We start from the raw sequence: 12,081 nt of genomic DNA, 5'->3' as shown, positions 1-12,081 counted from the left end.
CGGTGAAAGTTAATGACCAGTTAAAAAGCGTTAAAGAGTGTTAAAAACAGGAAATCCCCGAACTATCTCGTTAAAGATCGGTTCGGGGATATGCTTGAAGGTGCGAGAATCAAAACTTACCGTCATTGCGAGAAGCTCGTCAATTCATTGATTTTGTGCGAGAGTTGTATAGCGCCGAATCAATCTTGGTCGTTAGAATTCACGCCCCGAGATGAACAAGATTGCCACAGCTGCCCACGAAATTGTCGACACAATTGATAAGTGATAAGTATAGAGGCAGCTTCGCAATGACGTTCACTTGGGTGTTTGGTGTTTTTTTTTACCCGACTTTATCATTCATCTCCTACTCCATCGTGCCTTCATAAATAGCATTGAAGATCAGCTTATAAGTAGCCCTGGGCTGGCCTCTGAACTGCGGACGGAAAGCAAACAGCACTATGCTGCCGCTGCCATACCCAGCTTTGATCACCGCTGCCTTAGAACCAATATACTTGTCCTGCCCCATGGCCCAGCCACTCATCAGCAGCTTGTCTTTGGCATAAGTAGCCACAATCTCAAGCGGGGGCTCAGGTGCTTCTTTCACCGACGGTTCTTTTCCTCCTTCTCCCTCATTTTCCTTCACTACCCTGCTGTAAGCCCGGCTCTGGTTAAATGACGCTGCCACTTCGGCTTGCACGCCATACGCCAGGCTGTGATTGGTATCCACGTTCGTTCTAATGAGTGAGCCGGGGATAAAGAAGGTGTTTGGCGACAGCCCGTTCGTGGTGCTGCGCAACGACAACCCAAACTGGTCTACAGCAAAATCACTAGCCTCGTCGAAGGTGATCAGCTGGCCACCGTTGGCTACGTAGTTCTTGATCGCAGTAAGCCCATCGATGCCCATGCCGCCTGTGTACTCCGGAGGCATAAAACCAAACGAATAACCGTTGAGGATACCATCAGGGCGTTGATCAGGAATGATGATGGCATCGTACTGCGAAAGGTCTTTGGTGCGCACATCATTGTCGTGCAGTGTGTCGAGTGGGAAGCCGTAGTCCTGCAGCAACCAGCGGGTCCAGCCCTCGTCCATATTGGCTTGCCATGTTTTGTAAAGGCCCACTTTCGGTAGCTTGATGGCTTTCAGCGTGCCCGAAGGCTTGGCGGCAACACCAGCGAAATCTACACCGTACGTCTTTGACGCTTCTGAAACGTTGGCATCAGTAGAGCCGCCTTTTTCAACAACAAAAGTACCAGCAGCCATGTCGCCCTGCTTCGCAGCCAGGCGGCTTACCTTTTCGCCCTTGGCCAAAAGGAAGTTAACCGCCTTTATCGCCGAGTTTTCGTTGGTGGTCAGGCTGTAGCCAAATCCAGATTTGCCCGATACCTTACCAGCTGTGACAGGCTCTCTTGTCTTTATTTCCTCAGTACTGGCAGTGAACTTCTCCATTACCTTGTCCACCGTCACGCCCATTTGCATAGGCAATGTCCAGCCTGCCAGGTCATAAGGGGGAATTGGAGGGCCGCCCGGACTGATTCGAAGATCAGGATAGCTTTGCTTCTCCATCAAATCGACCAGGTAAGGGCGGAATGCCTGTGCTGAGTAGGCAATATAAGAGCCAGCGGCGTATTGCTTTCCATTCGCCATAAACGACTTCGTCGCCTTGTGCATTTCCACGCCACCCTGGCGCAAAATATTCACCAGGTTGCGAGCCTCCCCTTTATCGAACTGCTCAGCAGGGATCACGTAGGCAAAGCTATTTTCTAAGAGTTTAGCTTCGATGGCGTCTTTGCCCATGCTGTAGATATTGTACAGGTAGTGTTCCTTGCGGTCGGCGGCAAGGTCAAGCACGGCCAGTGAGCCCGTAATCATATAGTCCACGGCGTCTCTGAAATGCGACTCTCCACCTTTCCAGGGATCAGAATAGAAAATGTGCGTGCCATCGGTAGGCTTGGAGCCACCCAGGCCACGGATATACTTGGGAATAGAATCGGGATCGTAGAAACGGGGTGTTGGCGTGGCATGCCCTGTTTCTGTCAGAATGCCAATCATATTATGGAAATAGGGCACAGTACGCATCCCACCGTTCCACCACATGCTGAAAGTGTGGTTGGAGATCACGCCAGGCTTTCTTTCCAGCGCAAAGCGGTTGGCCATGGCTGTGCCTACCAAATTGGTGCCCGTGGTAGCGCCGGGGTGAATATTGGGGTTAACTGGGTTATCAAAAGGAGGAAGGAAAATCCTCGCCCACCCTGGTGAGGTCTGGTGTTGGTTGTACACGATCTGCGGATACCACTCGTTGTACAGCACTTCGTTCACATGGTAGCTCTCCGGCATGTTGTTCATGAACCAGTCACGGTTGTTGTCGTGACCAATAAAGTGGTGGTACAACCACGGCGGGTTTGTAGTTTCCCATGGCGTGCCCAGGTTCTTTTTGTACCAGCTCTCCACGATGTTCAGTCCGTCGGGGTTCATGCTGGGCATCAAAATGAAGATCACCTCCTCACGGATTTTCTTCATCTCCGATGTTTCTTCTGTAGCCACCCTGTAGGCCAGCTCCGGCGTCATTTGGGCACCCGCACGCTCGGTAGCATGCAGGCCGCCATCGATCCAGATGACTGCCTTGCCTTCTTCGCTGTACTTGCGGGCAGTGGCGTCATCTACCCTCACCCTGGCCAGGTCTTCGCTTATTTTTCGGTATTTCTCAAGGTTTTTGATATTGTCTTCACTCGAAATAAACACCACCACCATCGGTTTGCCGAGCGTGGTTTTGCCAATCTCCTTCATCAGCACCCTGTCCGACGCTGCATCCAGCTTTTGGAAGTAATCCATCTGCTGCTGGTGATTGAACAGTTTGTAGTCGGCACCCACCTGGAAGCCGAAATGTGACTCCGGCGTAGGAATTTGTGCAAATGTTGTGTTGACCATCATCAGGCAAAAAGCTGATAGCAGGGCCAGGAATCCTCTTTTTAGATACATAAGATTATCAAGTAGTTAACGAATAATTGCTGTTTATCTGGTGCCTGAAATAAGAGCCTGCAGGCTTCATATCCAAAGAATGGAGGGAGAATTGGAACAGCGGAGGATATCGGGAATTTTGCCGGTAATTTGTTTTGTGGACGGGCTGGTGAAGGGGGTTGTGTTTGTATAGTTACTACCCGATACACCAGCAACCATTAATCGGGTTTCTAACCCGAGATAAAAAACAGGTTGGAAACCTGTGGAACAGTGCTGCACTTTGCTAACAGGCGTTACTTGGAAATCAATCAGCTGTACTGCGGGTTTCTAACCCGGGAAAAACAGGTTGGAAACCTATGGAACAGCCCTGCACTTCGCTAACGGCCGTTGCCCCTAAATCAGTCGGCTGTAAGGCGGGTTTCTAACCCGAGATAAAAGAAACAGGTTTGAAACCTATGGAACAGCCCTGCACTTCGCTGACAGCCGTTGCCTCTAAGTAGGTCGGCTGTAAGACGGGTTTCTAACCCAAGAGAAAAAAACAGGTTGGAAACCTGTGGAACAGCGTTGCGTTTTACCGACTCCAGCGGTTCCATAAACCCACCATAAACTATTTACCTCGCCGCAAATGGCATCAACAAAACACTTTTCCTCGTATATTTATCAACATGCGCTGTTTTCTGCTCATCGGCTTCGTCTTCTTTTGTGTGGCTGCCTCAGCCCAGGACACGCCTGCGCCCGCCCCACCCACCGGCCTGATTCAGAAAAGCATCTTCTTTGGCGGCGGTAGCTACTATGTAGACGAACAGCAAACCCAGGAGCTCCTCCAACTGCTCGACACTATCCCCAATATTGAGCTTTACCAGATCAGCATCTACAGCCACACCGACAATATCGGCGGGCAGCTCTACAACAAATGGCTCTCGGAAATGCGCAGCCAGGCCGCCCTGCAAAAGCTCATCATCATGGACATTCCCCTGGAAAACATCTCCATCAAGGCCTTCGGGCAGGAAAATCCCTACTTCGACAACAAAAAATGGGAAGGCAAGCTGCTTAACCGCCGGGTGGATATCATCTTCTGGCCGATTGTTTTTTAACCCGCTCAGTTCGGAGAATGCAAACCCAGCCTGTTCCCCTCCGAATCAAGAAACATGGCGAAGTATCCGCTTTCGTCGGCATGCAGTGTTTTGCCAACCAATATCTTTCCTCCATTGCCCTCCACCTTGTCTAGAACAATTTGAAGATCGTCTCCACCATTCAGGTAGATGGTTACTCCATCGGCCGAAGGCTGGAACCCTTCACCCTGCACGATAACGCCGGTAACCATTTGTCCTTCGTACGGCCATATGCCCATTTGCATGCCAGGCATGTCCATTTTCTCAATTTGGATACTAAAAATCGTCTGATAAAAATCGACCGCCCTTGATAGATCTGTTGCTGGAATTTCAAAAATGGAGATAAAGCTTTTCATATCAATGGTGGTTTGGTTGTAGGTTGAATCAACCTTTTGTGTTTGTGAATCAGATGTAGATTGGCTGTTGCAAGCCATACAACTGATGGCAAGCATGGCGGTGGTAACGTGCAGTAGGGTTCTTTTCATTTTCGCTCTGTTTAATTTGACAGAGCAAAGTTGGGCTGTCGTCGATGGTGAAAATTGTAAAAATGCGACACCCCGGCTGTCTATTTGTAGAACAGCGAGGAAAGGGCCATGCTTTCGTTGCCTAAAAACTCCTTTGGGTTGGTGCCTGTAAACTCCTTAAAGTCTTTGATAAAATGCGCCTGGTCGTAGTATTCGCTTTCATAGGCTATGCTGGTCAGGTTTTCAGCCTCTTCGCTGAGCAGCAGTTTCAGAGCGGTTTGCAGCCGAATCACTTTGCCCAGCTGCTTGGGGCTAATACCAATCTGCTTCAGAAACTTTCTTTCGAGCTGTCGTCTTTTTGATAAATCTTCCTTGAGAATGGTGTTGATTGCAGCACTGCCCTTTGTCGACAAGAGGGCATCAATGGTGGTTTTAACAATACTGTCAATAGTGGCTTTGCTGTTTAACTTATCAAAGAGAAAGCTTTCTACGATGGCTATTCGTTCGGTGCTGTCTGCTGCCTCCACTATCTTTTGTGCCAGCTCCTTCGCTGGCCTTTCTCCAAACAACGATGCTATTGGCGTTTCTTTATTGGCCAGGGCCTTAATAGGCGTGGATATGAAATTGGAGAAACCATAGGGGTAAAAACGAACGGCAAATGTATCGACATGCCCCGTTGGTTCTATATAGAAAGGCTCAAGGGTTTGGCCAAGCACCATGGCACGGGGCTGCAGGATAAAATCGCCGCCTGTGGTGTATCGCTTTATGTCATCACCAAGAATAAATGCCATTTCAATACAGCCGTCGGGCACAATCCTTTGCTTTTGTGTCTCAGCTGCCGCCGGCACTTCCAGTGTCCAATAGCAGCTAACAAGAGAGGCTAAATCGGGATGCGGCTGAAATGTCTGGTAATTCATTGGCGGCTAGTTTGTGTCAATTTAGCACCTGCATCATCGTAAAAAAAAGTGGTGACCTGAGCTGCCGTGCAAACACTCTCCGAGTCAAAAGTATAAAACCTTGGTCCGGCATTGCCCATGTGCGTTGGCCAGCCCCAAAAAAAACGCTCCCTTCACTCTATTCCGTGGGCTGAATACAGGTAGTCAAATGCGCCTTCCAGCACGCTGTCAACCGAAGCGTCAATGTCCGATGCTGTGTTTTTTATATAAACAGCCGGCACATGCCCTACGCCATCGAGGCTAGTGCCATTTGGCAGCAAAAATTTTTGAATGGAATAAACATAAGTCCATCCATTGGGCAGAAACCGCATATTGCTTACTGTGGAAAAATCACCGGCGGTGGTGTCCCCAATTTGGGTAACATGGGCAAACGACTTCATGTGTAACAGGAAAATCTCCCCCGCACTTATCGTTCTTCGGTCAGTCAACACAACAACCGGCCTTGTGTAAGGGTTTGCATTGTCGTTCCGGGTGTAGTACAGTTTCTTTTCATCAAAATCATCATGCCCAGGCCCATTCCTGGTTTGCACAGTGTAGATCAAATGCTTACCATCAGCAAAAGCCTGAGCAATTCTTGCCGAGTACCGGTCATCGCCGCCCGTATTTTGCCGGACATCCAAAATAATGGCCTGGTAGCTATCCAGCTTTTGCAGCACCTCATCAATCACCCCCGGGTTGTTGCCATTCATCGACCCCAGATAAATATAACCTATCTCTTTGCCTTTCACTTTTCCAAAATAGAGCTCGCCTTCGGTAGTCACCTGAGTGGCACCCTCCACATATTTTGAAGTGATCAGGTCGGCATCAAACCCGGCTATTGACTGCTCGTTTAGCGCATACCCCGACTTGTATCTTTTATCACCATCGTAAAGTGTGGTGTGGCTGTCGTCCAAGTGCTCAACAAGGTTGGACATCATCGTCCACAATTCGTCTTCCGACAGGTCGTCGTTGACTTGCGGGCGGTAGGCTTGGTACAGCATATCCCAATCAATATTTCTTACCGTGAACAGGCTGTAGTGCTTGTCCAGGTCGTTCCAGAAGATCTCAAAAACATTGGTGTTATTGTTTTCCTCCTCCTCACCCAGAAACGCCGTCTCACAAGCGACCGTCAAAAAGGAAATGATGGACAGGAAGGCTCGTTTTTTCATGGTTAGAAATTGACGGCAACGCCGGTTGTTACCGTATTCGACAGGCTTTTGAAACGGTTAGTTGCCACTACTGTTTGCATGTACAGGCTGTAATTGGTGTGCCAGGCTACCCGCTCAGTGAACTTGTATTTATAATCGACACAAAACCCTAAAGCAAAAAAATCATTCAATGAAGACGGTGTGCCACTGAAAATTATGTTGGCAGGGCTGTCCTGATTTTCTATAATAAATTCATCGATGCCATTGTAGGGTGGCCTTGCCAAAAACTGAAAAACAGGAAGTGAAAGCGTGGCCTGAAGCAAATGCCTCTCCTTTATGTGCTTTGAAACCATCCCCTTGATGCCAACGCCGTGGGTAGCCACATAGCTGAACGCCTCCAAATCGTACCAGTCGAGATAGAGCACCCTTGTGTTGTAGGCTGGCCCCAGAAAAAACTGAAAGGCGTTCTCATCAGGTGTTAGCTTAAAAAGGAATTCCAGATCCAGGTTGGCATTGATAAATGAGGTGGTAAACCCGCTGGAAGGGCCTGAATGAATATTGCCCGAACTGAATTGGAGACTCACCCCAAAAACATTTTTTGAGATTCTCTGATACCTGACCGAAGCAGCCAAACCGCCGCCTGCCTGATTCAAGGGAGAAAAATTATCGTCTTTCAGGTAGCTGTGCTGATAGCCAACACCAACGCCCACTTGGTTTATCGACGCCTCCTTCAGGTGCTGCCCGTGTGCATTTTTCAGAAAAAAAAGAAGTGCTAAAAAAGCGACTGTGTACTTATTCATTGGTTTCTATTGCCCTAACAACCGGCTCAACAACGTTTGGCTGGTTCACCCCGTTAACCGCCTTCAAGGTACCACCTGATTCATCGCAAAAAAAACGATGTCGCCAGCACTCTCCACTACCTGGGCTTCTATTCGTCCGACCACACCGCCAAGGCTTGTGTCCATACCGCCGCCGTGGCTCGTGTCCACACCACCGCCGTGGCTCGTGTCTTCACGAGCTACTTCCTGTGTGGGTTGTTACCAAAGAAGTGCATATTGTTGGTTCGAGGGACATGACCCAAGGGGGAGCCTCACTGTGGGTGTTATTGATACGAGCCACAGTCTCGCACCAGCATTCAGTGCTAATTTCGAGGTTGGTTGCTCGGACTAGCTGCGTAAGCCCTCACCAGCGTTTTCGAGATTGGCTGCTCGGAGCAGCGGAGGCTGCTGGTTCTCCTGGTCAACAATGTTACTTACTTCTGTTTTGTCTTAATCGAAATTGGAATCACGTCAGTTAACTCAAGCTCCTTAACCATGTCAGCAACGGTCGTCTTATACTTGTTAAAGTGGTCAGTCTGAATATGTGATTCATACGCTGGAACACTTGCATACGTCTCCAGAATAGTAATCTTGTTGGGATTGTTCTTGTCTTGTACTGCAGAATATGCCAATACACCTTTCTCATATTTCAAGGCAGATTGCATCTGTGTCTTTAACGCAATTAAATAGTCGTTCAATTTGACGCTGTCGACCGTAATTTTAGCAATTCGCATATAAGTCGTCTCGTTCTGAGCAATGGAATTCTGCAACGTTAATGTCATCATAATAATCGTCAAAATTAAAAGTCGTCCGTTTCGTAATTTCATAGCAGTCATTTTAATTATCATCTCGATTTGCTCATTCGCCGATTGCCCACAAACATCTGAAGAACACCCTCCAGTGCGTGTTTTTTTCATTACAATAATTATCAAATTATCCCTAATCCCAAAGAAAACTTTCCCGGGGTGGAAGCCCGACTGGGGAAACTGGGACTCGGACTGAGTGCTATTCAAACATGTAGCCACTACCGAATGTACTTAAACATCAAAGATGTGAGACTCCGTCCGGGTTCAGGACTGGACAGAGTCTCGCACCGCCCTTCACTGGCTATTCGGTCTCAACTGCCCGGGGCGGGGGCTTTGTTTTACGCTTGCCGCAAAATCTTCTCCATCTTCCTGCCTTTTGCCAGTTCGTCTACCAGCTTGTCCAGGTATCTCGCTTGTTTTGTCAGCGGAGTTTCGATGTCTTCTATCCGATAGCCGCAAATCATTCCGGTAATCAGGTGAGCATTGGGGTGCAACTTTGCCCTCTTAAAGAAGGTGTCAAAAGTTACTTTCTCATCAATCAGCCCTTGCAGCGTCTTGTCATCAAACCCCGTCAGCCACCGGATCACCTCATGCAATTCTGCTTTGGTCCTCCCCTTGCTTTCGACTTTTGTCACATAATGCGGATATACCGATGAGAAAGTCATCTTTACAAATTTCGCATCGTGCTCGGGTGTAGTAGTCATAGGTTATGATTTTAAGATTAAAGTTAAAGCTCCCTACCCTTCAGTGGTTGTTTGATCTTAACTGCTCGGACTGGGGGCTTTAATTCTATCCAGTCCGATCCACTCATGTTCGATATCCTTCATTAGTAAAGCGTTGTCAAATTTTACCGACCCTTCTGGGAATATGTCGTGATTATGAAAAAAGCTCGATTGAACGTTTTCAACCTCTAAAAGAGAAACTTTCCAATTGTATGCCTTAAGTTCAAGTCCATCGAAGCTGCTCTTATCTTGTTCGGGAGAAAATCCGACCGCACCCTGTTCGAAAAAGTTTGATACGCAATCGAGGTTATCAAAGACGCTTTCGGTATTCCAATCAGTGGTTTCAGTCGCTCGAATGGATAACGAGGTCATGTCATCACTAATAAATGACACTTCATAGCGCCCACCGGATTCGTTAACCGTAAATTCGGCTAAATGATGGACACCTGGAAAAACCGTTCCGCCCGCAAGTGAGTTAAGCCGAGAAGAAGTGTCTCGTCTTGGAATATAGACGCCTTGCCTTTTCACACCATTTTCCGTCCATTCGACAGCAATTCTATGAGCCCCATTCTCGGAGGAAATGCCAATTTGTCTGGGAAGTCCTTTCGGCCTTATTTCTTTTAATCTTATCAGGCAGATTCCGGCGATGCCTTTTCCGTTGACGAGCTTTGGTTTGAAAGGCTTCGGCAGGTAACTGGCCAATACTTCCGGGTCAACCTGGTAGTTGATCAAAATCCTTCGCTCGATTATTCCTTTGATCCTTGGTATTCGCATCTGCAGATATATTACCCACAACAATTAAGTAACGCAAGCCCGGGGGCCCACTCCCATTATATTTTAAGCATTTAACAACTACCTGCTGGGTATGAAACGAGTCACAGCTTCCCCAGTCGGGCTCGCACCAACAATCAGCAGTAATTTCGAACTGACAACAGCTGCTCAGACTAGCAAGGAGTGCGTTCGTGCAGACTAACCTGCTCTTCTTTCAGCTTCAGTTTTTATGTCGTCCGGAATCTGTTGCAAAATATGTCCAGGTGCTCCTCGTTCCTTTTTTTCAAACACCTTCTTTTCCTTGTCCCAAATCGTTACAAATTTCCAATATGCCAGAAAAAATTGTCCACGATGAATGAACTCCATCCAACCGTCCGCAATTAGTCTTTCATCATTGTCAAATATTGAAATACCAGAATAGTTTTCAAGTTGTCCGTCTAAATATGCTGTATCATGTCCCTCGATACAACTTTCCGACCAGTCAAACTTCAAGTTCTGTTTTTCTAATCCATAGTGTCGAAGGTCATTAATTAAATGTGTCTCAACCAATGTCCTAAGTCTGGGTCCCATTGTAGTCGAAAATCCTAAGTCTTTATAGTTTGGTTTCATTGTCTTAGAGACATGACGCACAACGCCGATGTTAGCAGTAGTTTCTATTTCCGTCCTACGAGCTTGTCCAACCATTTTATTCTATCTTTTACAATTCCAATTTTTTTCTTTTGTGGGTTCCAAAGCGAATTAGTCTGTGTCGTGGCATCCCTGTCTGCAAGGTCTGCATAGATTTTTGCTTGCACATCGTCACCCTTAAACTCGGAAATTACTGTCATTACAGAATACATAATGTAGTTTTGAATTGGAAACTTTAAACTGTCTTCATTTATTTTTTCTGTCAGCAGGCACTCAACTTTGTCATATAATTCCGTTTTTTCTGCACGAACAACTGTTTCAGAAAAATTCAAATATGCTGTCGTTATTACATTTGGAAATTCTTTTTCATAGTCAAGCGATTTCTGAAAATGTTTTAATGCGGTTTCGTTATCTTCTCTCAACTTATATATTTCGCCTAATGAATTATATGTTTGGCTTTTTTCTATTCGGTTGTCGGGATAGTCCGTCAGGATTTTATTTAAAAGTGTCTCTGCAACTGACAATAGATTTTTGTCCTTCGTCTCAATAAGTTCTATGGCTTGTACTCTTAGATATTGGGCACGTCCGTCCTTTCTTGCACGTCCAAGTTTGGCGAAGTATTCTTCTTCGTCTGTTTTAGTCCAAGTTTTTCGTCTGTACCAATCTGTCATTGTAGGGTCTTTCTAAAATTACTGCTAACGACTAGCTAACATGAGTGGTGGAATGTTATGCACTTCCGTCTCCACTGGCAGTTAGCCACGCCGCTGATAAATTTATACTTTGTGGCGGACAATCCAAACCAACAGATGATTGAAAACCGATGAAGCCGCCATTCATTGTTAGCGGCGTGTTAGGCATATTTTATCGGCGCTTTTTATATCGGTCGGCAAGATGCTTAGAGGCGTCGAATTCACCGGAAAGAATCGTTGTTAATATTTCATCCAGAGAACAGTTCATGAGCTTGGATGCAGGAGTTGCGTCATGAACCAATGAGTAGACGTTCTGCTTCTTGTCAATGCCGAGATAGTTGCCGTCTTCCAAGTCATAAATCGTATAGTAGGTTCTGTTGCCCACTTGTATGTCCATGAATGATTGCTGGTCAATTCGTATCTGATTCTTTTTATCTAGCGAATTAAAGACCAAATCCGCCTCACTTGGTTGAAATGCAAATTCTGACTCGGTTAGACGATCCACATTGATTTGATTAAAGTCAAATTCGTCAGCCCTGTAATCACTGTTAGATATTCGAAGCCCTTCGATGAGTCCGTTATGAATTAGCACATCAACGGCCTCAAAGTGCTTGGTCAAATTGGAGAACAATAAGATGCCCGAAAGCTTGAAATTCTTGGTCTTATCTATGAATAGTTTGAGACTGTCGCCAGGGTAAGATAGTGATACGAATTTGAAGCCTGGAGCTCCTGGATGGTCAGATAGATAGAAAGTCTTGGTTTGTCTTTCTTGATCAGCCAGAAATTGGTAGGGCGCTGGCAACGCATTGAATATACTGCTCAACAGCTTTTGATTTTCCACTCGATCAAGCTTGTGTCTGTACGGGGGAAATACTGTCGCAAGAAGCCTTTGTCCGATACCCATTTTATTATGCCTAACGACTAGCTATCGTGCGTGGGGGTTTTTAATGCAGTTCAGTTCCCGCTAGCACTTAGCCACTCAACTGATAAATTTATACTTTGTGGCGGACAATCCAAGCCTGCCGTCGCTTCCTTACCTCTGAGCCCCCATGCA

General features: G+C 46.8%; 12 protein-coding genes. 1 reads left to right on the top strand and 11 read right to left on the bottom strand.

The genetic code is table 11. The features are described 5' to 3' along the window. Positions 1-343: 343 nt before the first annotated feature. Complete coding sequence (locus RIG68_RS15820; RefSeq protein ID WP_350124198.1) at positions 344-2,956, bottom strand: M14 family metallopeptidase; 2,613 nt, start codon at positions 2,954-2,956, stop codon at positions 344-346. Positions 2,957-3,600: 644 nt separating this feature from the next. Here RIG68_RS15820 and RIG68_RS15815 point away from each other — a divergent pair. Further along, positions 3,601-4,029, top strand: a complete 429-nt coding sequence (locus RIG68_RS15815) for an OmpA family protein (RefSeq protein WP_350124195.1) — start codon at positions 3,601-3,603, stop codon at positions 4,027-4,029. Positions 4,030-4,034: 5 nt separating this feature from the next. On the opposite strand, the gene RIG68_RS15810 is transcribed toward RIG68_RS15815, so the two are convergent. The 10 genes from RIG68_RS15810 to RIG68_RS15765 all read right to left on the bottom strand — a co-directional run bounded on the left by RIG68_RS15810 (position 4,035) and on the right by RIG68_RS15765 (position 11,850). Then, positions 4,035-4,532 (bottom strand): VOC family protein, encoded by a 498-nt coding sequence (locus tag RIG68_RS15810; protein ID WP_350124192.1) that lies wholly within the window; start codon positions 4,530-4,532, stop codon positions 4,035-4,037. Between the two features lie 80 nt (positions 4,533-4,612). After that, positions 4,613-5,428, bottom strand: a complete 816-nt coding sequence (locus tag RIG68_RS15805) for an AraC family transcriptional regulator (protein ID WP_350124190.1) — start codon at positions 5,426-5,428, stop codon at positions 4,613-4,615. 152 nt (positions 5,429-5,580) lie between these two features. Further along, positions 5,581-6,615 (bottom strand): S41 family peptidase, encoded by a 1,035-nt coding sequence (locus RIG68_RS15800; RefSeq protein ID WP_350124188.1) that lies wholly within the window; start codon positions 6,613-6,615, stop codon positions 5,581-5,583. A gap of 2 nt (positions 6,616-6,617) precedes the next feature. Next, positions 6,618-7,394, bottom strand: a complete 777-nt coding sequence (locus RIG68_RS15795; RefSeq protein WP_350124185.1) for a hypothetical protein — start codon at positions 7,392-7,394, stop codon at positions 6,618-6,620. 452 nt (positions 7,395-7,846) lie between these two features. Then, positions 7,847-8,197 carry a putative quinol monooxygenase gene (locus tag RIG68_RS15790; protein ID WP_350124182.1) on the bottom strand — a complete coding sequence of 117 codons (351 nt, stop codon included), beginning with the start codon at positions 8,195-8,197 and terminating at the stop codon, positions 7,847-7,849. 359 nt (positions 8,198-8,556) lie between these two features. Then, positions 8,557-8,922: a DUF2200 domain-containing protein gene (locus tag RIG68_RS15785; protein WP_350124179.1), complete on the bottom strand. Its 366-nt coding sequence runs from the start codon at positions 8,920-8,922 to the stop codon at positions 8,557-8,559. Between the two features lie 57 nt (positions 8,923-8,979). Further along, positions 8,980-9,672, bottom strand: coding sequence for a DUF2071 domain-containing protein (locus RIG68_RS15780; protein ID WP_350124176.1), 693 nt, complete (start codon positions 9,670-9,672; stop codon positions 8,980-8,982). A 237-nt stretch (positions 9,673-9,909) separates the two neighbouring features. Then, positions 9,910-10,395: a hypothetical protein gene (locus RIG68_RS15775; RefSeq protein WP_350124174.1), complete on the bottom strand. Its 486-nt coding sequence runs from the start codon at positions 10,393-10,395 to the stop codon at positions 9,910-9,912. Then, complete coding sequence (locus RIG68_RS15770; protein WP_350124171.1) at positions 10,365-11,009, bottom strand: tetratricopeptide repeat protein; 645 nt, start codon at positions 11,007-11,009, stop codon at positions 10,365-10,367. The genes RIG68_RS15775 and RIG68_RS15770 overlap by 31 nt, the downstream gene beginning before the upstream one ends. Before the next feature lie 190 nt (positions 11,010-11,199). Further along, entirely contained in the window at positions 11,200-11,850 is a 651-nt protein-coding gene (locus tag RIG68_RS15765; protein WP_350124168.1) for a hypothetical protein, read from the bottom strand. Between the last annotated feature and the right edge of the window lie 231 nt (positions 11,851-12,081).

The organism is Imperialibacter sp., from assembly GCF_040222385.1.
Taxonomy (GTDB): Bacteria; Bacteroidota; Bacteroidia; order Cytophagales; family Cyclobacteriaceae; genus Imperialibacter.
The sequence above is the reverse complement of the archived record's forward strand: the minus strand, read 5'-3'. Positions and strand labels throughout refer to the sequence as shown.